Annotated in this window: 18 protein-coding genes; 11 read left to right on the top strand and 7 right to left on the bottom strand. The window is 57.5% G+C overall.

The window, feature by feature from the left end; translation table 11 throughout:
- Positions 1–21 precede the first annotated feature (21 nt).
- Positions 22–1,800, top strand: coding sequence for an SLC13 family permease (locus tag ACT2B1_RS13875; protein WP_481667963.1), 1,779 nt, complete (start codon positions 22–24; stop codon positions 1,798–1,800).
- Between the two features lie 97 nt (positions 1,801–1,897).
- Positions 1,898–2,638: a YbaY family lipoprotein gene (locus tag ACT2B1_RS13870; RefSeq protein WP_171239664.1), complete on the top strand. Its 741-nt coding sequence runs from the start codon at positions 1,898–1,900 to the stop codon at positions 2,636–2,638.
- Positions 2,639–2,650: 12 nt separating this feature from the next.
- Here ACT2B1_RS13870 and ACT2B1_RS13865 read toward each other — a convergent pair whose 3' ends face one another.
- The 4 genes from ACT2B1_RS13865 to ACT2B1_RS13850 all read right to left on the bottom strand — a co-directional run bounded on the left by ACT2B1_RS13865 (position 2,651) and on the right by ACT2B1_RS13850 (position 7,777).
- Positions 2,651–4,312 carry an FAD-binding dehydrogenase gene (locus tag ACT2B1_RS13865; protein ID WP_481667962.1) on the bottom strand — a complete coding sequence of 554 codons (1,662 nt, stop codon included), beginning with the start codon at positions 4,310–4,312 and terminating at the stop codon, positions 2,651–2,653.
- A gap of 11 nt (positions 4,313–4,323) precedes the next feature.
- On the bottom strand, positions 4,324–5,181 hold the full coding sequence (locus tag ACT2B1_RS13860; protein WP_171239666.1) for a bile acid:sodium symporter family protein: 858 nt from the start codon (positions 5,179–5,181) through the stop codon (positions 4,324–4,326).
- Positions 5,182–5,253: 72 nt separating this feature from the next.
- Positions 5,254–5,988 carry a glutamine amidotransferase gene (locus tag ACT2B1_RS13855; RefSeq protein ID WP_171120481.1) on the bottom strand — a complete coding sequence of 245 codons (735 nt, stop codon included), beginning with the start codon at positions 5,986–5,988 and terminating at the stop codon, positions 5,254–5,256.
- A 16-nt stretch (positions 5,989–6,004) separates the two neighbouring features.
- Positions 6,005–7,777 carry an SLC13 family permease gene (locus tag ACT2B1_RS13850; protein WP_481667961.1) on the bottom strand — a complete coding sequence of 591 codons (1,773 nt, stop codon included), beginning with the start codon at positions 7,775–7,777 and terminating at the stop codon, positions 6,005–6,007.
- Positions 7,778–7,887: 110 nt separating this feature from the next.
- Between ACT2B1_RS13850 and ACT2B1_RS13845 the strand changes: the two genes are divergently transcribed.
- Positions 7,888–8,628: a YebC/PmpR family DNA-binding transcriptional regulator gene (locus ACT2B1_RS13845; RefSeq protein ID WP_481667960.1), complete on the top strand. Its 741-nt coding sequence runs from the start codon at positions 7,888–7,890 to the stop codon at positions 8,626–8,628.
- 164 nt (positions 8,629–8,792) lie between these two features.
- The gene (locus ACT2B1_RS13840) at positions 8,793–10,061 is read left to right on the top strand and encodes an MFS transporter (RefSeq protein WP_171239669.1); all 1,269 of its coding nucleotides are present in this window, start codon (positions 8,793–8,795) and stop codon (positions 10,059–10,061) included.
- Positions 10,062–10,075: 14 nt separating this feature from the next.
- Here the strand turns inward: ACT2B1_RS13840 and ACT2B1_RS13835 are convergent, their stop codons facing one another.
- Complete coding sequence (locus tag ACT2B1_RS13835) at positions 10,076–10,963, bottom strand: LysR family transcriptional regulator ArgP (protein ID WP_171239670.1); 888 nt, start codon at positions 10,961–10,963, stop codon at positions 10,076–10,078.
- Positions 10,964–11,047: 84 nt separating this feature from the next.
- On the opposite strand from ACT2B1_RS13835, the gene ACT2B1_RS13830 reads away from it, so the two are divergent.
- The 6 genes from ACT2B1_RS13830 (at position 11,048) to ACT2B1_RS13805 (ending at position 16,825) form a co-directional block, all read left to right on the top strand.
- Positions 11,048–11,647 carry a LysE/ArgO family amino acid transporter gene (locus ACT2B1_RS13830; protein WP_171122402.1) on the top strand — a complete coding sequence of 200 codons (600 nt, stop codon included), beginning with the start codon at positions 11,048–11,050 and terminating at the stop codon, positions 11,645–11,647.
- 40 nt (positions 11,648–11,687) lie between these two features.
- The gene (locus tag ACT2B1_RS13825) at positions 11,688–12,596 is read left to right on the top strand and encodes a DMT family transporter (protein ID WP_481667959.1); all 909 of its coding nucleotides are present in this window, start codon (positions 11,688–11,690) and stop codon (positions 12,594–12,596) included.
- Between the two features lie 89 nt (positions 12,597–12,685).
- Entirely contained in the window at positions 12,686–13,258 is a 573-nt protein-coding gene (betI, locus tag ACT2B1_RS13820; RefSeq protein WP_171120494.1) for a choline-binding transcriptional repressor BetI, read from the top strand.
- Positions 13,255–14,763, top strand: coding sequence for a choline-sulfatase (gene betC / locus ACT2B1_RS13815; protein WP_481667958.1), 1,509 nt, complete (start codon positions 13,255–13,257; stop codon positions 14,761–14,763). Before betI ends, betC begins: the two co-directional genes overlap by 4 nt.
- An 86-nt stretch (positions 14,764–14,849) precedes the next feature.
- A complete protein-coding gene (gene betA, locus ACT2B1_RS13810; protein WP_481667957.1) occupies positions 14,850–16,508 on the top strand; it encodes a choline dehydrogenase in 1,659 nt (552 codons plus the stop codon).
- A 77-nt stretch (positions 16,509–16,585) separates the two neighbouring features.
- Positions 16,586–16,825, top strand: coding sequence for an HP1242/YdcH family protein (locus ACT2B1_RS13805; RefSeq protein ID WP_171120501.1), 240 nt, complete (start codon positions 16,586–16,588; stop codon positions 16,823–16,825).
- 75 nt (positions 16,826–16,900) lie between these two features.
- Here ACT2B1_RS13805 and ACT2B1_RS13800 read toward each other — a convergent pair whose 3' ends face one another.
- Together ACT2B1_RS13800 and ACT2B1_RS13795 are read right to left on the bottom strand one after the other, a co-directional pair.
- Complete coding sequence (locus tag ACT2B1_RS13800; RefSeq protein ID WP_171239675.1) at positions 16,901–18,301, bottom strand: helix-turn-helix domain-containing protein; 1,401 nt, start codon at positions 18,299–18,301, stop codon at positions 16,901–16,903.
- A 65-nt stretch (positions 18,302–18,366) separates the two neighbouring features.
- Positions 18,367–19,572 carry a multidrug effflux MFS transporter gene (locus ACT2B1_RS13795; RefSeq protein ID WP_171122412.1) on the bottom strand — a complete coding sequence of 402 codons (1,206 nt, stop codon included), beginning with the start codon at positions 19,570–19,572 and terminating at the stop codon, positions 18,367–18,369.
- A 183-nt stretch (positions 19,573–19,755) separates the two neighbouring features.
- On the opposite strand from ACT2B1_RS13795, the gene ACT2B1_RS13790 reads away from it, so the two are divergent.
- Entirely contained in the window at positions 19,756–21,288 is a 1,533-nt protein-coding gene (locus tag ACT2B1_RS13790; protein WP_171120510.1) for an acyl-CoA carboxylase subunit beta, read from the top strand.
- Positions 21,289–21,364: the final 76 nt, after the last annotated feature.

Below are 21,364 nucleotides of genomic sequence, written 5' to 3'. Positions count from 1 at the left end.
GGTTCGGACAGAATACCAAGAATGCAATTCCTCCAACTGACAGAAACAGGAAGCGCGATACTGGCGCTGTTGGTCGTCGCAGGCATGTTCGTCATGTTCCTGCGAGAGGTCTATCCGACCGAGGTCGTCGCCATTGGCGGCGTGGCCGTGATGCTGGTGACAGGCATTCTTCCATACCAAAGTGCCTTGGCTGTCCTGTCAAACCCCGCGCCTTGGACCATTGCCGCGATGTTCATCATCATGGGCGCGCTGGTACGGACCGGAGCGTTGGATGCGTTCACCTCGACTGCCCAGAAACAGGCGCAGGTGAACCCGCGTATCGCTATCGGATTACTGATGGCCTTCGTGGTTCTGGCGTCGGCGGTTGTGTCGAACACACCGGTCGTTGTCGTGATGATCCCGGTATTTGTGCAGATTGCGCGGACGCTTAACGTCCCGGCCTCAAAACTGCTGATCCCACTCAGCTATGCGGCCATTCTGGGCGGAACGCTGACCCTTATCGGCACGTCGACCAACCTTTTGGTGGACGGTGTCGCCCGGTCGCAGGGCATGACTCCGTTCACGATTTTCGAGGTTACGCCGCTGGGGATCGCGCTGGTGATCTATGGTATGGTGTATCTCCGATTCATCGCGCCACGTTTACTGCCTGAGCGCGACAGCATGGCGTCGCTGTTAAGCGACAGGTCCAAGATGAAGTTCTTTACCGAGGCGGTTATCCCCCCGGAAAGCAACCTGATCGGCCGCGAAGTCACCGGTGTTCAGCTTTTCAAACGCCCCGGCGTGCGCCTGATCGACGTCATCCGGGGTGACGAATCGCTACGTCGGAACCTTAAAGGCGTTCAGCTACAGCTTGGTGATCGCGTGGTTTTGCGTACCCAGATGACCGAGTTGTTAAGCCTGCAGCGCAACAAGGAACTGAAGCGTGTGGATCAGGTTTCAGCGGTTGAGACCAAAACGGTCGAGGTACTGATCACTCCGGGTTGCCGCATGGTTGGGCGTACGCTGGGCGCAATGCGCTTGCGGCGGCGCTATGGCGTCTATGTGCTGGCGGTACACCGCCGGAACCAGAATATCGGGCGGCAACTGGATGAACTTGTGGTGCGTGTAGGTGATACTCTGCTGCTGGAAGGTTCGCCCGAGGATATTCAGCGTCTTGCGGCAGATATGGAGATGGTTGATGTCACGCAGCCCTCGGCCCGCGCGTTCCGCCGTAGCCATGCGCCCATTGCGATCGGCGCACTTGCAGGCATCGTCGTGCTGGCCGCACTGGGCATTGCGCCAATTCTGCTGTTGTCGGTTCTGGCCGTTGCCGTGGTTCTGCTGACACGGTGTATCGACGCGGACGAGGCTTTTTCCTTTGTCGAAGGCCGCCTGTTGGCGCTGATCTTTTCCATGCTCGCCATTGGTGCCGCGCTGGACAAATCGGGCGCAGTCTCGCTGATCGTCGAAGCTGTCGCGCCGGGACTTAGCGCGCTGCCGCCTTTCCTGATCATTTGGGCCGTGTACCTGCTGACCTCAGTGCTGACCGAACTGGTGTCCAACAATGCGGTCGCTGTCGTTGTGACGCCCATCGCCATTGGGTTGGCGCAGGCCGTTGGTATTGACCCGCGCCCACTTGTCGTTGCGGTAATGGTTGCGGCCTCGGCGTCATTCGCTACTCCGATTGGGTATCAAACCAACATGATGGTTTATGGTCCGGGCGGGTACAGGTTCGTCGACTTCATGAAGGTGGGTATCCCACTGAACCTGACCGTGGGCTTGCTGGCGTCGCTTCTAATCCCTCTGATCTGGCCTTTGTAAGATCGGCGTATTACCGCTGGTTTTCCGGCGAAGTCCTTGTAAAATCGACCTCTATTACAATGTTTCTGGAAATAATTTTGCAGGAAGGAGCAAACATATGCTCAAATCCGGATCTTCTGCCCTGGCTGCTGTCGCGCTGACCGCCGTTCTGGGGGGCGCTGCGAGTGCCGGAACGATTGAAGGCACGGCCACCTATCGCGAACGTATCGCAGTGCCGCCTGATGCAACCCTGTTGGTGCAGTTGCAGGATGTTTCGCGCGCCGATGCGCCGTCGGTGACGCTGTCTTCCAAGCGCTATGCATTGACCGGAGTGCCCGCCCAATTCGAGCTTAGCTACGACGATGCGCTGATCCGAGACAGGATGCGGTATGTGGTGCGTGGGTCGATCTTTCAAGGTGACAAGCTGCTGTTCACGACGGACACGGCGTATCCGGTTCTGACGAACGGGGAAGGAAACACTGTCGATCTGGTTCTGGTCCAAACCCAACCACAGGGGGTCGCCACGTTGGAAAACACAAAGTGGATGGCGACCGGGCTGAACGGAAAACCGCTTGAGACAGAAAAGCGCCCAGAACTTGCCTTTGCCGAAGGTGGGGCGTTTTCAGGCAGCGGCGGCTGCAACCGGTTCGCAGGCGAGGCCGAGATTACCGGAAGTCAGATTGACTTTCCGGACAACATGGCCGCGACCCTGATGGCTTGCCCGCCGCCGCTGGATGAGATCGAGCGCGAGTTCTTCAAAGCCCTGTCCGGCGTGGCGGCTTATGCGTTCAAAGGCGACACGCTTGTGCTGCTAGACAGCGCAGGGCAGGCCGTCATCCAGTTCGCACGGGCGAGTTGATAGCTGGGGCCGTCACGCGACGGCCCGAGACCGCCCGGCATTGCGGCCAGAGAAAATGCAGCCCCCAAGGAACGTGCCCTCGAGCGCGTTGTACCCGTGGTAGCCGCCACCACCGAACCCGGCGACCTCTCCGGCGGCAAACAGGCCGGGGACGACCTGACCGTCGGCTCCGACCATCTGACTGTCGAGATTTGTTTGCAGACCGCCCAGAGTTTTACGGGTCAGAACGTGCAGCTTAACCGCGATCAGTGGCCCATTGGCCGGATCAAGAAACTTGTGCGGTTTGGCGGTTCGGATCAAACGATCCCCGCGATAATTGCGCGCCGCCAGAATCGCCGCCATCTGCGCATCTTTGGTGAACGGATTGTCGATCTGTGAGTCCCGCGCTTCGATCTGGGCGCGAAGGTGGGCTTCGTCGATCAGACCACTGCCCATCTGATTCATGCCGCTCACCAGCTCGGTCAACGTATTGGCGACTATGAAATCCTCACCGTGTTCCTTGAACGCCTCAACCGGGGCTGTTGCCTTCGAGCCGGTTAAAATGCGCTGCAACAGAACTTCGCGCCAACCACCATCGGTCATGTCTGGGTTCTGCTCGGACCCCGAAAGCGCGAATTCTTTTTTGATCACCTTCTGGGTCAGGACGAACCAGCTGTATTCATACCCGGTTTTTAAGATTTCCTTCAGTGTGCCCAGCGTGTCAAACCCCGGCAGGCAGGGTGGTTTCATCCGATTTCCACGCGCATCAAACCACATCGAACTTGGGCCGGGCAAGATACGAATTCCGTGCGAGGGCCAGATCGGATTCCAGTTTCGCACACCTTCCGTATAATGCCACATCCGGTCGCCATTGATCACGTGCCCACCAGCCTTTTCACTGATCGCGATCATTCGGCCATCAACGTGAAAGGGCACGCCCGCAACCATATCCTTTGGGGGTTCCCCAAGCCGGTCGCGGGGCCAGTTCTTGCGGACCATCTCGAAATTACTACCGATCCCGCCGGAACTAACGATGACAGATGGTGCGTAAATCTCGAATTCTCCGACTTCGTCGCGGTTGGTTTTGGCCCCATGCTGGGCGGGGTCATCGGCCAACACCTCGCCAGAGACTCCTTTGGCGCAGCCGTTTTGCATGATGATGTGGCTGACCTGATGGCGGAACTTGATTTCGACCAGTCCGGTGGCGACATGCTCTTGCACACGGCGGATGAAGTGTTCCAGAACCCCCGGACCGGTACCCCATGTGATGTGAAACCGGGGAACCGAGTTTCCGTGACCGTCCGCATAGGACCCGCCGCGTTCTGCCCAGCCGACGATTGGGAACCACCGCAGACCCATATCATGCAGCCAGGGGCGCATTTCCCCGGCGGCGAACTCGACATAGGCTTCCGCCCATTTACGCGGCCAGGCGTCGTCGTCCCGGTCGAATTGGGCGCTGCCCAGCCAATCTCTCATGGCCAGTTCGTGACTGTCGCGAATTCCCATCCGGCGCTGTTCGGGCGTGTCGACCATGAACAGTCCGCCAAGGCTCCAGAACGCTTGCCCGCCAAGAAAGTGCTGCGGTTCCTGATCCAGTATGATCACTTTCTTGCCGCGATCCCCTAGTTCGGCTGCGGCGACCAGACCAGCCAGACCAGCCCCGACGACAATGGCGTCAGCAGTATTGTTGGACATGAAAACTCCTCTCAGCGGCGGCGGAACCAAAGGATCAGGGGAAGTGCGACCGCGTACATCGTGATCCCGTAAACGGCGGACGGAAGTGCAAGCGGACTGAACCCGCTTTCCGTGCCTGTAATCAAGGCGGCCAGTGTTATTCCCAAGGTCGAGTTCTGAATGCCGGTTTCGATTGAGACCGTCTTACTCTCATCCCACGACAGATTTGCGGCGCGCGCTAAACCAAGGCCAATCAGCAGCAAGGCGATATTAAGCGTGATCAAGCCTGCGCCCATAATGCTGAGATTGTCCACGAACAACTGCCAGTTACCTGCAAGCGCAGCAATAACGATCAGGACAAACAGGATCGTGGCAAGCTTTGATAACGGCGCGTCGACCCGATTGGCGAACCCGGTTGCGAAATGTCGGATGCTGACGCCGATGGCGACAGGCAATGTGGTGATCAGGAATAGGGCGATGGCCAACCCTGTGATCGAGACTTCGGGCGCGTCCTCTCCCATGAAATGAGCAATGGACCAAGCGGCCAGAATGGGAACGGTCAGCATGGACAGCAGGCTGATGACCGCCGTCAGGCTGACGGAAAGCGCGACATCACCCTTGGCCAGTTTGGACAGGATATTGCTTGTGACCCCGCCGGGGCAAAAGCTGAGAAGCATGAAGCCGACCGCGATTTCCGGCGGCAAGGCAAACAGCTTTACGGTCGCAAAGGCTGCAACGGGCAGCAGGATAATCTGCGATATGGCGCCGATCGCGAACGGGTAGCCCCTGCTTAGGACACGGCGAAAATCGGCGACTTCCAGCCCGATGCCCAATGACAGCATGATGATGGCCAGCGACAAGGGCAGGCCGACATTTATTATGAGATCCAAGAACAACTCCTCCCAAAGCCGTTCCGGGCAGCCTATGCGAGGGGCGCGCGATCAGGCAACAGCGCCGTAGGGTCATCCATACCGTTGTGCAAACCGCCGAAGGATTTTGCGCGGCTGGGTGACGTCCGCCGCATGGCAGATGTCGATCAGGCGCTGGGCATCTTCGGGCGGGAAATAGCCGTGATGCTTGTAGATGTTGATCCGTTCTTCAAAATCGCGCGCGTCGGCTTCGGGATGGAACTGAGTGGCATATACGTTCTGGCCCCAACGGATCATCTGAAACGGGCAGGGGTCCGAGGCCAACAGGTGCACGCAACCCTCGGGCAAGGCCTGAACCGCTTCCTTGTGGCCAACAAAGGCGTCAAAGCGTGGCTCTAGCCCCGAGGTCAGCGGGTCCTGCATTCCGTCTTCCGTCAGGCGGCAAGTAGATGGGCCGACGGGTTCGCCGAAGCGATCTTTACTAACTTCTCCGCCCAGATGGGCCGCCAGAATCCCCAAACCGTAACAGCACCCCATGAAGGGATGGTCCTGCGCGGTGATCTGCGGCATCAGCCCCATGATCGCCGCCTCAACCCGCGCATCGACCGCAGATTTTGTCGCCGGGTCGTCGCTGACACAACCGGGACCTCCGCCGACAATCACGCCTGCATAATCCGTCACGTTCAAACCTTCGGGCAGGTCTTCGCGGTCCAGCCGGAAACGATGCGTCTGGTCGGGTGTCAGCCCGGTCTTGTCCAGGATCGAGGCATACTCAGCGTCCGATGCATCGGTTTCAGGGCGCAGTTGCAGGATCAGAAATCGTTTCATACGCAGCCTTTACCCGTCACAGCGGCCAGAACACAAGGATTGCGGGGATCGAAACCGCAATGATCAGAATTTCCAGCGGCAGCCCCATGCGCCAGTAGTCGCCAAAGCGATACCCGCCGGGGCCCAGCACCAGCGTGTTGTTCTTATGTCCGATCGGCGTGAGGAACGCGGCCGAGGCTGCGACGGCGACGGTCATTAGAAACGGGTCAGGCGAAACCTCAAGCGTGCGGGCCATCTGGATGCCCACCGGGGCGGCAACGATCGCCGTTGCCGTGTTGTTCAGCACATCGGACAGCGTCATCGTGACGACCATCAGCACCGTCAAAATAGCCCAGGCGGGCATTCCATTGGTGAGTTGGATCAGCCCGTTTGCAATCAGTTCCGTACCGCCAGAGGTTTCAAGCGCGCTGCCCAACGGGATCATCGACCCCAGCAGAACGACCACGGGCCATTCGATATGGTTGTAGAGATCTGCAATGGGCATGATCTTGGTCAGCACGTAGGCAACGACCACCAGCCCCAGCGCAATCGGCAGGTAGATCAGCCCAACGCTGGCCGCAATAACGGCAGCAGCAAACAGGCCAATCGCCAGCCAAGCCTTGTCATTGGCGGTGACATTCAACCCGCGTTCAGCCAAAGGCAGGCATCCAAGCCATTCGGTGACATCCGCACTCCGGTCGCGTGGGCAGAGCAGCAAAAGGATATCACCGGCCTCGACTTCAGTTTTCCGAACTTGCTGGGTGATCCTGCGACCCTGGCGCGAGATACCCATAAGAACCGTGCTTTGGCGCCAAGCCAAGCCCAAACCTTGCGCGGTACGTCCAGTAATGCGCGCGCTCTCGGTGGCGACGACTTCGATCACTTCCAGCCCATCACCTTCGGCCGTCAGCAATTCCTGTCGACGCGTGTCCGAGAAATTCAGATTCAGCGCCGCGCGGAATTCGTCCAGTGCTTCGGGGCGGGCCTCCAGTACAAGCGCGTCGCCCTCGTGCAGGGTTGCATGTGCCGAACGGCCGTACCGCCGTTTGCCATCCCGGATCAGGCCGATGATGGCGACGTCCGATTTTTCGGCGACCTCGTACAGTTCGCTGACCCGTTTGCCGATATGGGCCGAATCCGGTGGGATCGTCAGTTCGGCAATATACTCGGCCAGTGCCTCGGAGCTTTCTTCTTGCGGTCCACGATTGGGGATCAGCCGCCAGCCAATCAACGAGACAAAAGCCAGGCCCGCAATAGCTGCCAGACCGCCAACCGGGGCAAAATCGAACATATGGAACGGCTCACCCAGTGTTTCCGCGCGGATCGAGGCAATGATGATATTGGGGGGTGTGCCGATCAGCGTGGCCATACCGCCCAGAATGGTCGCAAAGCTAAGCGGCATCAGAGTCAGCCCGACGGACCGGCTCGCTTTTCGCGCGGTCTGAATGTCGACAGGCATCAAAAGCGCCAGCGCTGCCACGTTATTCATGAACGCTGACAGAACAGCCCCGATTCCGCCCATCAGAGCGATATGAGCACCCAGGCCGCGCGACGCATCGACCAATGTGCGTGTGATCACGAAAACGGCACCCGACCGTACCAGCCCGGCGGAAACGACAAGAACCAGCGCCACGATAATCGTGGCCGGATGACCGAACCCGGCAAAGGCATCGTCCACTGGTACGACCCCAAGCACGACCCCGATCAACAGGGCGGAAAACGCCACGAGATCATACCGGTAACGCCCCCACAGCAGCATTCCAAATACAGTTGCAAAAAGGGTAAAAAGAATAATCTGATCTGTCGTCATGCCGACACCATACCCGCAAGTGGCCACCGGACAAGCCGCTCTCTTGATCCCGAGGCCCGCAAACGTCTATATGAGCGCCGAATACGCAATCACTATCACGAGGACGCACCATGGCAGGCCACTCCAAATGGGCCAATATCCAGCACCGCAAGGGACGTCAGGACGCCGCGCGGTCCAAACTGTTTTCCAAGCTGTCGAAAGAGATCACCGTCGCCGCCAAGATGGGCGATCCCGATCCCGACAAGAACCCGCGCCTGCGTCTGGCGGTGAAAGAGGCCAAGTCAAACTCGGTTCCCAAGGACGTGATCGACCGCGCAATCAAGAAGTCGGTCGCAGGTGAAGGCGACGATTACGAGGAAATCCGGTATGAGGGCTATGGCCCGAACGGTGTGGCTGTAATTGTCGAAACAATGACCGACAACCGTAACCGGACTGCGTCGACCGTGCGCTCGACCTTTTCGAAAAATGGCGGAAATCTTGGCGAGACCGGCTCGGTCGGGTTCATGTTCGAACGCAAGGGCGAAGTTGTTTACCCCGCGACCGTGGGCGATGCAGATACCGTGTTTGAAGCGGCGATTGAGGCAGGTGCCGAAGACGTCGAAAGCTCGGACGAGGGCCACATCATCTGGTGCGCCGATACCGATCTGAATGATGTGTCGAACGCATTGGAAGCGGCACTGGGCGAGACCGAGTTGACTAAGCTGGTTTGGAGACCGACTACGACCACCGAGTTGGGTTTGGACGACATGCAGAAGCTGATGAAGCTGGTCGATGCGTTGGAAGACGACGATGACGTCCAGCGCGTCACAACCAATTTCGAGGCATCGGACGAGGTTATGGCTCAACTTTGATCCGAACCTGAATTACTCTGCAAGAACCCGGCCATTGGCCGGGTTTTTTGTTTGCGTTTTCTGGATGCTTGGCCGGTGCTGTTAAACTCGGTAAGCTGCCATGAAACGCAATCGACCCCTAGCCTTAATTCAGGCCGAAAAAGGGGTGTCACATGATCGAGTGAATGACGAACAGCCCTTCTAATACTGCAAAACGGAACATCCCCGTTCTGACCGGGCAGAGCATTCTGTCTCAGGTCGCCTGGACACTTGGCAGCCCGTCCATCGTTTTGCCTTTTCTTGCCGTTTCGCTGGAACTGCCGATGTTCGTCGCGGGTGCGCTGGTATCGGTGCGCATGGTCGGCAGCATGATTTCCGATGTGTTCCTTGCCCAGCCGATTTCAGCCCGCGAGCGCAAGAAGCGCGGTATCGCAATTACGGAAATCGCAATAGGCGCATGCCTCGTTGTGGCACTTGTCATCGCCGCGACCGGAAAGGTTCCCCTTATCGCGATTGCCTTTGTGTCCGCGTTCTTTCTGATCGGTCTGATCGAAGAAATCCAATCGCTGATGTACACGGACCTTCTGGGCGATCACGTTCAATCAAAGTCGCGGATGATCATGCATTATCTGCAGCTTGGCGTTGGTGGGTTGGGTGCCATCGGGCTGGCGCTATTGGTTCACGAAATTACAAAGGAAAACCCACCATTTTCGCGCCATTCCGCGATTATTGCGGTGTCGGTGACTTTCTTTGTGTTGTCTGGTCTGTCCATTTTGGCGATGTCCGAAGGAACTTCGCGGCCACCGATCAGCGACCAAGCCTCTGCCGCGAAAAAACGGAAGTTCACCGAGAATTTCACGGATATCGCAGCCATGTTTAACGAGGCGTGGTTCCGTCGCTATATGATCATGCGCCTGCCGATTGTCGTGGTGTCCCTATCTGTGCCGTTCTTCGCCCTGATCGCAGCCGAAGCACACCACACCTCGGCCAAGGGTCTGACCGCGATGATAATTTCATCGGCGTCAGGCTATCTGGTCTCGGCTCCGTTGTGGCAATTGGTGAACATGAAATCGCATCGTGCGGTCATGGTTACGGGAAACCTGATGGTCGCCGTGACCGGAGCTGCCCTTTTGTCCGTTCACTACTTGGGTGTCGATCATGACGTCCACCTGCACGCGGTTGCGTTGTTTATTGTGACAGTCGCAGTTACGGGGATCAGCAGTGCGCGGAAGCTTTACTTTCTTGACGTCGCGCCCAAAGATCAGCGGGTAAAAGGTGCCGCCGCTATCAAGAGTATCTGCCGAATTTCCGGGGTTATTCTGTCTGCCGCACTTGCAGGGATTGCCCATATGCACGAAGTGGCCTGGGCGATCCTGTTCATCGTTATTATAAGCCTTTTTGCTGCCATCGCATGTTATCGCGTGGTTGTTCCGCGTTCCAAAGTTCCAGTTTAGTCTTGATCAGCGAGTTATGCGTCAGGCCGAAGGGCGCGCTGGGCGCATTTCAGGACAGCGGCGGTTAACGGCCTGAGCGCGGGGGCCAGAATACGCCCGACCTGCCACGTCATCGGGATATCCAGCGGCGCATCTTCAACCAGCAATCCCAGCCGTCCGTCCGATAGGGCTGTTTCCACCAGACCCACCGGGTTCATCCCCCATCCCAATCCTGCAATTGCCGCATCCACGAACCCCTGCGAAGAGGGCAGGAAGTGCGAAGGCGGAGAAAGACGGCGGCCCGTCTGCAGGGCGATCCATTCCTTTTGCAAGCTGTCCTTTCGATTGAAAGTCAGGCAGGGCGCGCGGGTTAAACTGGCTTCGTTTACACCGTTTGGGAACCATGTCCGCAGGTATTCCGGACTGGCCGTGGGAAGATACCTCAGCGCGCCCAAGGCAATCGCGTCACATCCGGCAATTGTTTGTCCGCCGACGGTTACCGCGGCGCTGACTTCGCCGCGCCGCAACCACTCGGCTGAGTAATCCTGATCGTCAATGACCAAATCGAACAGCAGGTCGTCGACCTGGGCCATCGCATCAATAAACCAGGTTGCCAGACAATCTGCCGGAACTGCGATACGCACCCGCGCCGGACCTGATTTGCGATCGAGGGTAAGCTCTCGTGCCAGTTTCGCCTCGAGCAATCCGATATCCTCGGCGTGTTGCGCGATCCGCAACCCCATTGGGGTGGCCGTACAAGGTGTGCCGCGATGTATCAAAGCCGCCCCGACACGATCTTCCAAGGCCTTGATCCGTTGAGAAATCGCCGACGGCGTTACAGACAGATCAGCGGCCGCGGCTTCGAAACTGCCGTGTCGCAAAATGGCCGACAATGCAGACAAGTGATGGGGGTCGATTATCATTAGTATAACTTAACCAGCATCAACATCTTTAATTTGATAGATCGCGAGGATGGGCATAGTCAACGTCCAAACACAGGAGGTTACATGTCCACATCTCTGATTGCAGGCTTTGTGCTTGGCTTTAGTCTGATCCTTGCCATTGGTGCGCAGAACGCATTCGTCCTGCGTCAGGGGCTGCGGCGCGAACATGTGTTTTCCTTGTGTCTGACATGTGCCGTTTCAGACGCAATTCTGATCGCAGCGGGCGTCGCGGGTTTCGGCACACTGGCGCAGATTTTTCCCTGGTTTGAAACGGCCATGCGCTATGGCGGTGCGATATTCCTGACGTGGTACGGGTTGCGCAGCCTCAGCTCGGCCTGGCGCGGCGGGGCCGTTATGGAGGTCGGGCAGGGGCAGACGGCCAGCCTGAAATCCGTTTTGCTGACAGTGCTCGCGTTTACGTGGCTCAACCCCCATGTCTATCTGGATACGGTTGTGTTGATCGGCTCGATTTCCGCCCAATACGAAGATCAATTGGCCTTTGCGTTGGGAGCTATGTCCGCCAGTTTCGTTTTCTTCTTTTCCCTCGGATACGGGGCGAGTCTTTTGTCGCCTGTCTTTGCTCGACCCAGAGCATGGCAAGTGCTGGACGTGGTAATCGGGGTCGTGATGCTGACGCTTGCGGCAAAGCTTGTTGCGATGTGAAGGGTTGTTCCCGGCGGCAATTCGGTATTGAATTGTTAACATGACAACTCAAGCCGCTTTGTATCGCCCTGTCGCGGGCATGTTCTGGATGTTTTCCGCCGGTTTGGCGTTTGTCGTTATGACAGCGCTGGTCAAATCGCTGGGGACGTCCATGAACCCTATTCAAGCGGCCTTTTTGCGGTTTGCCTTTGGGTTGGTCTTTTTGCTGCCCGCGCTGCGCCTGATCGTTACCACACATCTGACACGCAAGCATGTTGCGATGTTCGGAATGCGTGGTCTGGTCCATGCAGTCGCGGTCATGCTGTGGTTTTTTTCCATGACGCAAATCCCGTTGGCCGAGGTCACGGCCATGAATTACATGACGCCAGTCTATGTGACTCTGGGTGCGGCGCTGTTTCTGGGCGAGAAGCTGGCCATTCGCCGGATTGCAGCGATCCTTGTTGCCATGATCGGGGTTGCCATCATTCTGCGCCCGGGTTTTCGTGAAATCTCGGCCGGTCATCTGGCGATGTTGGGGACGTCCCTGATGCTGGGGGCGTCATACTTGTTGGCCAAAACGCTGGTGCGGGACCTGCCGCCCTCGGTCGTTGTCGCGCATATGTCGATTTGGGTAACGGTTGCACTGGTTCCCTTTGCCGCTGCGGTCTGGATCCCGCCCAGCCTGTATGATCTGGGCGTTCTCTTTCTAGTCGCCAGTTTTGCGACTCTTGGCCATTATTTCATGACGCTTGCGCTTCAGGCGGCACCTGTGGCCGTCACTCAGCCGGTGACGTTCTTGCAACTGATCTGGGCCACACTTCTTGGCGCATTGGTGTTCCACGAGAGCGTCGACATCTGGGTCGTTGCAGGGGGAACTTTGATTCTTGCAGCCGTAAGTTTCATTGCGTGGCGCGAAGCTGTTCTGAACCGCAGCAGCTTGACCACGCCCAGTATCGCGCCCAAACTTTAAGCGTGTAGCGGCCGAAAAATCGTTATTGATTGACGAGTCAATAAAAACCGCATAGCGTTTCCTTACCAGTAGCAGGTGAGGGGGCCGTGATGCCGAAACTCGGAATGGAGCCAATTCGTCGTGATGCTATCGTCAAGGCGACGATTGCCGAGCTTGGGTCCAAGAAATCCCTTGATGTGACCGTAAGCCAAATTGCGAAACGTGCAGGGATGTCCAGCGCGCTGGCCCATCACTATTTCGGTGGGAAGGATCAGATATTCCTTGCTGCGATGCGCCAAATCCTATCCGACTTCGGGGCCGAAGCGCGCGAGGAGCTCAAGTCCGCAGCACCCGATGAACGTGCGCAAGCCATCATCCGATCCTGCTTTGCGCCGTCCTGTTTCACGCCTGACGTGATCGCCGCGTGGATGACATTCTATGTCCTTGCGCAGACAAACGAAGACGCGCTTCGTTTGTGGCAGATTTATCAGGCCCGCATCCGGTCAAATCTGATATTTGCGCTGCGGCCGCTGCTGTCTGATCCGGTTGAAGCGGCGGAAAACATGATCGCGCTGATTGACGGGCTTTATATCCGCGCCGCGCTTAGTGCCCCGGAAGAACCGCAACTGGCGGTTAATCACGCCATTCGGGTGCTCAACACCTTTCTCGAGGCTGAAAAATGACACAACCGAACATTCTGATCCTGATGGTGGATCAGTTGAACGGGACCCTCTTTCCAGACGGTCCCGCGGAATGGCTTCATGCTCCGAACCTGAAAAAGCTGGCTGATCGTTCGACCCGGTTTGCCAATGCCTATACGGCATCGCCACTATGCGCGCCGGGGCGCGCAAGCTTCATGTCCGGGCAGTTGCCCTCTCGGACTGGTGTTTATGATAACGCGGCTGAATTTCGCAGCGACATCCCGACTTATGCGCATCATCTGCGCCGGGCGGGGTACTACACCTGTCTGTCCGGCAAGATGCATTTTGTCGGCCCCGATCAGCTACACGGGTTCGAGGATCGCCTGACCACCGATATATACCCCGCCGATTTCGGCTGGACGCCGGATTATCGCAAACCGGGTGAGCGGATCGACTGGTGGTATCACAATATGGGCTCGGTGACGGGCGCGGGCGTGGCCGAAATCTCGAACCAGATGGAGTACGACGACGAGGTTGCCTACAACGCGAAAGCCAAACTGTATGATCTGGCGCGAGGCAAGGATGAGCGGCCTTGGTGCGTGACCGTCAGCTTTACCCATCCGCACGATCCCTATGTGGCCCGCCGAAAATACTGGGACCTGTACGAAGATTGCGAGCACCTGATGCCCGAGGTTCCGGACCTTGGTTATGACAATCAGGACGCACATTCGAAACGGATTTTCGACGCAAACGACTGGCGCAGCTTCGATATCACTGAGGATGATATCCGCAAGTCACGGCAGGCTTACTTCGCAAACATCTCCTATCTGGACGACAAGATCGGCGAGATTCTTGAGGTGCTGGAAACCACGCGCCAAGAAGCGATCATCCTGTTCGTCTCGGACCATGGTGATATGCTGGGCGAACGGGGTTTGTGGTTCAAGATGACCTTCTTTGAAGGCTCGTCCCGTGTGCCGTTGATGATTTCAGCGCCTGACCTTGCAGTGGGCCGAATTGATACGCCTGTTTCAACCATCGACGTGACCCCAACACTGGGTGCGCTGGCTGGTGTGGATATGGCCGAGATCGCGCCGTGGACCGATGGTGAGAACCTTGTTCCGCTGGCGCAGGGATCTGAGCGCAAGGCCCCAGTTGCAATGGAATACGCAGCGGAGGCGTCCTATGCCCCGCTGGTTTCGCTGCGCTATGGCAAGTGGAAATACAACCGCTGTGCATTGGACCCCGATCAGCTTTTCGACCTTGAGGCCGACCCACACGAGTTGGAAAACCTTGCGGGCAAGCCCGAACACGCCGGCACCCTGCAAACCTTGCGCGCCAAGTCCGAGGCTCGCTGGGATCTGGACCGCTTTGACGCAGATGTTCGTGCAAGCCAGGCCCGCCGTTGGATCGTCTACGAGGCGTTGCGTCAGGGCGGCTATTACCCGTGGGATTATCAGCCGCTGCAGAAGGCGTCCGAACGTTACATGCGCAATCACATGGACCTGAATATCGTCGAGGAAAGCCAACGCTTTCCCCGAGGAGAATAACTGACTGAATTAGAAATACCCCCTTCAGTCTTGCTGAGAGTATTCGACAGAGATCTTGGCGCTGAAGCGGCAATGGAGACCCGAAAATGGAAGCAGATTTCGTCATCGTTGGCGCAGGCTCCGCTGGCTGCGCGATGGCATATCGACTGAGCGAGGCCGGGGCCTCGGTTCTGGTGATCGAACATGGCGGCACCGATGCCGGACCGTTCATCCAGATGCCTGCCGCTCTCAGCTATCCGATGAACATGGCGCGGTACGACTGGGGCTACCAGTCCGAGCCCGAGCCGCATCTGAACAACCGCCGGCTGGCCTGTCCGCGCGGGAAGGTGATTGGCGGATCGTCCTCAATCAACGGCATGGTCTATGTACGTGGCCATGCGCGGGATTTTGACACCTGGGCTGAGATGGGCGCGGATGGCTGGTCCTACGCGGATGTGCTGCCCTACTACAAGCGCATGGAAACGTGGCACGACGGAGGTCATGGTGGCGATACCGCGTGGCGCGGCACCGATGGTCCGTTGCACGTGTCACGCGGCCCGCGCGAGAACCCACTGTTCAATGCGTTCGTCGATGCGGGTCAGCAAGCCGGGTACGAGGTCACGGGCGACTATAACGGCGAAAAGCAGGAAGGCTTTGGCCCGATGGAGCAGACCGTCTGGAAGGGGCGGCGCTGGTCGGCGGCAAATGCTTATCTGAAGCCCGCCCTCAAGCGCGAGAATTGCGATATTGTCCGCGGTCTTGCCTCACGGGTCGTGATTGAGAATGGTCGCGCCACGGGCGTCGAACTGATCCGAGGCGGCAAGAAAGAGATCATCCGTGCGCGGCGCGAGGTAGTTCTGGCGGCGTCGTCGATCAACTCACCCAAGCTGTTGATGCTGTCGGGAATTGGCCCTGCGGCACAATTGGCTGAACATGGAATCGAGGTTGTCGCTGATCGCCCCGGTGTGGGGGCAAACCTGCAAGACCATTTGGAACTGTATATCCAGCAAGCGTCGTTGCAGCCGATCACGTTGTATAAGCATTGGAACCTGATCAGCAAGGGTTTGATCGGGGCGCAGTGGTTGTTCACCAAAACCGGGCTTGGGGCGTCGAACCAGTTCGAAAGTGCGGCCTTTATTCGGTCAAAGCCAGGGGTCGAGTACCCCGATATCCAATACCACTTCCTGCCAATCGCGGTGCGCTATGACGGGCAGGCGGCGGCCGAAGGGCACGGGTTTCAGGCACATGTGGGGCCGATGCGGTCTCCGTCGCGCGGGTCTGTAACCTTGCGTTCAGCGCGGGCCGAGGATGCACCTGTGATCCGCTTTAACTACATGAGCCACGAACAGGACTGGGAGGATTTCCGGACCTGTATACGACTGACGCGTGAAATATTCGGGCAGGAGGCTTTCAAGCCATTTGCCGGGAAGGAAATTCAGCCGGGTGAAGGCGTTCAAAGCGATGAAGAGCTAAACGGCTTTATCGCCGAGCATGCCGAGAGCGCGTATCATCCCTGCGGCACCTGCCGAATGGGGCGGGCGGACGACAGGAATGCTGTTGTAGATCCGCAGGGCCGAGTGATTGGGGTGGACGGGTTGCGTGTGGCTGACAGTTCACTCTTTCCGCAGATCACCAACGGCAACTTGAATGCCCCGTCGATTATGGTGGGTGAGAAAGTCTCGGATCATCTTCTGGGCCGAGATCCCTTGCCAAAGGCCAATGACCGGCCCTGGATTCATCCGCAATGGGCTACTGCACAACGGTAACTTGATCCGCGTCAAAGCGGGGTATGGGAATCATCTATAGTCTGAATCGCAACGACATATTCAAGGAGCGAACAGGAATGTCCCACACCCCGCATGAACTGGCCGAAGAGTTTCCGGACAAAGTTGACCTGATGAGCCAGCTCAAGCAGTCGGACGCGCATTTCGCGCGGCTGGCAGATGAGTATCACGAGATTAATCGCAGCGTTCACCGCGCGGAAACCAATGTTGAACCGATGGAAGAACTGGCCGAAGGCGAGCTGCGCAAGAAACGCGCAGCCCTGAAGGATGAGATCTGGTCGATCTTGTCGAAAGCCTGATCCAAAAGGGCGGGGGCTCTGCCCCCGTCGCGGCAGGCCGCGACTCCCCCGGGATATTTTCTTGCCGGGTGAAGATCAGGTGACTTCGTAGGGCAGCGTGCCACGTGAATGCGCGTCGATTGACAGACGGCGCTCCAGCGGTGGAACAGAGCGTTGATGGCAATTTTGACGTTCGCAGATGCGGCAGGATATGCCGATGGGTTCGTATGCGCTGGCGTTGTTGATATCCAGATTGTCTGCGTAAACCAGTGCCTCGGCATGGCGCACTTCACATCCAAGCGCTATGGCATAGCGGCGCACTGGCGCGCCAAACGATCCCCCCGATTTGGACACGTCCCGCGCAAGGGAGATATACTGGACGCCGTCTGGCGTTTCGGCAAGTTGTCTTAGGAAGTGGCCGGGCGTTTCAAAGGCACGGTGCACGTTCCACAGCGGACATGCGCCTCCGAACCGGGCAAATTGCAGTCGGGTGGCTGAGTGGCGTTTGGTAATCGTTCCGGCCTGATCCACACGTACGAAAAAGAACGGAATCCCCTTGGCTCCGGGGCGTTGTAGGGTGGAAAGTCGGTGGGCCACCTGTTCAATCGACGCGCCAAAACTGTTGCTGAGCAATTCCAGATCGTGCCTGTATTCCTGTGCCGCCGCTAGAAATTTGCTATATGGCATCAGGGAGGCGCCCGCGAAGTAGTTGGCAAGACCGATTTTCGCGATTGCGCGGGCCTCGTCACTTTGAAATTTTGCAAAATCCAGTGTCGCTTCGAGCAGCTTGTCCTGGTCGATCAGGGCGACCTGCAGCAACAGTTGGAACACCTGTGTCTGGGGCGCAATGCGTGACGACAGGAAAAGCGTTTTACTGTCTGCGTCGTATTTCCGCGTTTCTGCGATATCCGGAAACTGAACTCTGATACCGCGCTCGCTCAGGCTTTCTATGGCTGCCGTGCGAATATTGCCGGCGTCTGGAGCCCGGCTGGAAAATCTCTCGGCGGCGCGGTCGACGGCGTCGATGTAGTTGTCGCAATAATGAAAGAAGTCACGAACTTCTTCCCAGGGACTTGCTTGTATCTGGGCGTCCTCACGCCCCAGCGCTTCGTCAAGCGACGCCAGTCTTTCGTGGGTCTGCCGGTACGTGCGGTGTAGCGCAATAAACGCACGAGCAAGTGCGGGCGCATTTGATGCCGTCAGGCGCAGGTCTGCCAGCGGAGGGGTCGCGTCATCGAACACAGGGTCTGCCAAAGCCTCCCGCATGTCCGAGACAAGCCGTTCGCTGTCACCTGTGCTGAGTTCGGTCACGTCCATTCCAAACTCTTGCGCCAGAGCCAGAACAACCGTCGTCGATATCGGGCGGTTGTTGTTCTCCATTTGGTTTAGGTATGGCAGCGAAACACCCAGTTTGGTTGCGAATTCCTTTTGAGTCAGCGCCAGACGTGTGCGCATTTCGCGCAGTTTCGCACCAGCATATAGCTTTTGGGTCGCCATGGTCTGCCTTTGCAACTTTTCTGTCGCGCTAGGCTAACTTTGCAAACTATTGGGTGCAAGCCGTCTTATAGGCCCAATTGCCGCTCGCGTCGGATCACCGTTGCGATTGCGCAAACCGCGAGTGCAGCGGTGGCGAGCATTAGCCACAACAAGGGCATCGCGCCGGTCTCATGCGTCAACAAGGTGCCAGCCAGTGCGCTAAGGCCAGCGCCGCCGCCGAGCATGATGGCACCGCTGAGGCCAGAGGCTGTGGCGGCCAAATGGGGGCGAACGGACAGGGCGCCCGAGGTGGCGTTCGGTATCGTCATGCCATTGCCAACACCGACGAAGGTCATGAAGCCAAAAAAGCTGAGTGCAGTACCGAAACCGGCAAGGAACAGTATAGCGGACAGTAAGACTCCCGCGGCGTTCAATGCGCTCCCCCAAAGAACCATGCGGTTTACGCCAAATCGAACCGAATACCGCCCGCTGATAAAGTTCCCGAAGAAATACCCGATTGCGGGTGCGCCAAAGTAAATTCCAACCTCGGATGCGGTCAGGCCAAAAAGCTCGGTGCCGATAAAGGGCGCGCCGCCGAGATAGGCAAAAAAGGCACCTGATGACAGGGCCGATGACAGCGAATATCCCCAGAACCGTGGCGACGTCAGCAACTCGGGGTATTCCTTGAATTGCTGTCCCAACGTTTTGCCGCTTTTGGCGCTGGTTTCGCCAAAGTCGAGATATACAAGCAGCAGAGTCAACGCGCCAAGGACGAATGGCAGCCAAAAGTTTGCCTTCCAGCCGAAGCTTTCTTCCAGAAGGCCACCGACTGCAGGACCGATCATGGGAACGACGGCCATCCCCATAGTGACATATCCGATCATCGAGGCGGCTTGATCCTGATCATAAAGGTCGCGCACGGCTGCACGGCTAAGCACCATTCCGACGACAATGACCGCCTGACACATGCGGAAGGCCAAGAAAACTTCGACATTGGGTGCGTAGATGCTGCCGAGTGTGGCAAGCAAGAACAAAGATAATCCCCAAAGCAGGACTGGCCTGCGACCGGCCTTGTCCGCGATCGGTCCAATCAGAATTTGCAGAACGGCGTTGACCAGCAAGTACAGGGCGATTGACAACTGCATGACCTTGTAGTCCGCGTTGAAATACAGCGCCATATTCGGAAGGCTGGGCAGGAACAGGTTCAGGCTTAGCGCAGACAGCCCCGACAAAAGGACGAGCGTTGTAATCGTGGGCGGCGAACGTCGCGTCGAGGGTGAACTGAACTGCATGGTTCACATGTATAGTGAGCGGCGTCGCAATTACCATCCGTCTTGCCGAACTCGATACAATATTAGCAAATTTACAATTTTCCGAAAGGATATTTCCAAAGATTTGCAAATTTGCCGAATGGTGCTTTGGTCCTTGGTGCGATGCGTATAGTGTCCCGACAAATTTTAGAGGGGATCATCGTCATGAAAGACATCCTGACCGAACTAGAAAGCCGCCGCAACGATGCCCGTCTAGGGGGCGGACAAAAACGTATCGACGCACAGCACGCAAGAGGCAAACTTACCGCGCGTGAGCGGATTGAGTTGCTGATGGACGAAGGCAGCTTTGAAGAATTCGACATGTTTGTCAGCCACCGTTGCACTGATTTCGGGATGGAGAACCAAAAGCCCGCTGGCGATGGTGTCGTGACCGGATGGGGCACGATTAATGGCCGCATGGTTTATGTGTTCAGTCAGGACTTTACCGTTTTTGGCGGATCCCTTTCGGAAACCCACGCGCAGAAAATCTGCAAGATCATGGACATGGCGATCCAGAACGGAGCACCTGTGATTGGTATCAATGACTCGGGTGGTGCGCGGATTCAGGAAGGCGTTGCGTCGCTGGCCGGTTATGCAGAAGTTTTCCAGCGCAACATCATGGCCTCGGGCGTGGTGCCGCAGATCAGCGTGATCATGGGGCCATGTGCAGGTGGTGCGGTCTACAGCCCGGCGATGACCGACTTTATCTTCATGGTCAAAGACACCTCCTACATGTTCGTGACAGGCCCCGACGTTGTGAAAACTGTCACCAACGAGGTCGTCACTGCCGAGGAATTGGGCGGTGCTTCGACCCACACCAAGAAATCCTCGGTCGCGGACGGAGCGTTCGAGAACGATGTTGAAGCGCTGGCCGAAGTTCGCCGCTTGGTTGACTTCCTGCCGCTGAACAACCGTGAAAAACCACCGGTCCGCCCCTTCTTTGACGAACCTGACCGGATTGAGGCTTCTCTGGACACGTTGATCCCAGATAATCCGAATACCCCCTATGACATGAAAGAACTCATCACCAAAGTGGCGGATGAGGGGGATTTCTACGAAATTCAGGAAGACTACGCCAAGAACATCATCACCGGCTTTATCCGCTTGGAAGGCCAGACCGTTGGTGTTGTCGCAAACCAGCCAATGGTTTTGGCAGGCTGTCTGGACATCGACAGTTCCCGCAAGGCGGCTCGGTTCGTGCGTTTCTGCGATTGCTTCGAAATTCCGATCCTGACGCTGGTTGATGTGCCGGGCTTCCTGCCGGGGACCAGTCAGGAATATGGCGGCGTCATCAAACACGGTGCAAAGCTGCTGTTTGCTTATGGTGAGGCGACCGTTCCGAAGGTTACCGTGATCACCCGCAAAGCCTATGGCGGGGCCTATGACGTTATGGCGTCCAAGCACCTGCGCGGGGACTTTAACTATGCGTGGCCGACTGCTGAGATCGCTGTGATGGGTGCCAAGGGCGCGACCGAGATCATTCACCGTGCCGATCTGGGGGATGCTGAGAAAATTGCACAGCATACGCAGGACTATGAAGACCGTTTTGCCAATCCCTTTGTCGCTGCTGAGCGTGGCTTCATTGACGAGGTGATCATGCCGCAGTCAACGCGCCGCCGCGTGTCCCGTGCCTTTGCCAGCCTGCGGAACAAGCAGCTCAAGAATCCGTGGAAAAAGCACGACAATATCCCGCTGTAAGGTATTGGTGCAGAACAGGTTGCTTGGTTCGAGGGCCGAACTTGAACCGGGCAACTAGGCTTAATGAAAGTCAAGT

The organism is Ruegeria sp. S263 (genome assembly GCF_056780525.1).
Note: the sequence above shows the minus strand (reverse complement) of the source record. Positions and strands in the feature narration are given on the sequence as shown.

What these genes read in the sequence shown, in the direction of transcription:
- ACT2B1_RS13800 (WP_171239675.1), bottom strand. Translation starts at nt 18,301, where the DNA reads ATGGCGACCCAAAAGCTATATGCTGGTGCGAAACTGCGCGAAATGCGC.
- ACT2B1_RS13845 (WP_481667960.1), top strand. Translation starts at nt 7,888, where the DNA reads ATGGCAGGCCACTCCAAATGGGCCAATATCCAGCACCGCAAGGGACGT.
- ACT2B1_RS13795 (WP_171122412.1), bottom strand. Translation starts at nt 19,572, where the DNA reads ATGCAGTTCAGTTCACCCTCGACGCGACGTTCGCCGCCCACGATTACA.
- betA (WP_481667957.1), top strand. Translation starts at nt 14,850, where the DNA reads ATGGAAGCAGATTTCGTCATCGTTGGCGCAGGCTCCGCTGGCTGCGCG.
- ACT2B1_RS13850 (WP_481667961.1), bottom strand. Translation starts at nt 7,777, where the DNA reads ATGACGACAGATCAGATTATTCTTTTTACCCTTTTTGCAACTGTATTT.
- betC (WP_481667958.1), top strand. Translation starts at nt 13,255, where the DNA reads ATGACACAACCGAACATTCTGATCCTGATGGTGGATCAGTTGAACGGG.
- betI (WP_171120494.1), top strand. Translation starts at nt 12,686, where the DNA reads ATGCCGAAACTCGGAATGGAGCCAATTCGTCGTGATGCTATCGTCAAG.
- ACT2B1_RS13805 (WP_171120501.1), top strand. Translation starts at nt 16,586, where the DNA reads ATGTCCCACACCCCGCATGAACTGGCCGAAGAGTTTCCGGACAAAGTT.
- ACT2B1_RS13825 (WP_481667959.1), top strand. Translation starts at nt 11,688, where the DNA reads ATGACAACTCAAGCCGCTTTGTATCGCCCTGTCGCGGGCATGTTCTGG.
- ACT2B1_RS13875 (WP_481667963.1), top strand. Translation starts at nt 22, where the DNA reads ATGCAATTCCTCCAACTGACAGAAACAGGAAGCGCGATACTGGCGCTG.
- ACT2B1_RS13855 (WP_171120481.1), bottom strand. Translation starts at nt 5,988, where the DNA reads ATGAAACGATTTCTGATCCTGCAACTGCGCCCTGAAACCGATGCATCG.
- ACT2B1_RS13870 (WP_171239664.1), top strand. Translation starts at nt 1,898, where the DNA reads ATGCTCAAATCCGGATCTTCTGCCCTGGCTGCTGTCGCGCTGACCGCC.
- ACT2B1_RS13790 (WP_171120510.1), top strand. Translation starts at nt 19,756, where the DNA reads ATGAAAGACATCCTGACCGAACTAGAAAGCCGCCGCAACGATGCCCGT.
- ACT2B1_RS13835 (WP_171239670.1), bottom strand. Translation starts at nt 10,963, where the DNA reads ATGATAATCGACCCCCATCACTTGTCTGCATTGTCGGCCATTTTGCGA.
- ACT2B1_RS13840 (WP_171239669.1), top strand. Translation starts at nt 8,793, where the DNA reads ATGACGAACAGCCCTTCTAATACTGCAAAACGGAACATCCCCGTTCTG.
- ACT2B1_RS13830 (WP_171122402.1), top strand. Translation starts at nt 11,048, where the DNA reads ATGTCCACATCTCTGATTGCAGGCTTTGTGCTTGGCTTTAGTCTGATC.
- ACT2B1_RS13865 (WP_481667962.1), bottom strand. Translation starts at nt 4,312, where the DNA reads ATGTCCAACAATACTGCTGACGCCATTGTCGTCGGGGCTGGTCTGGCT.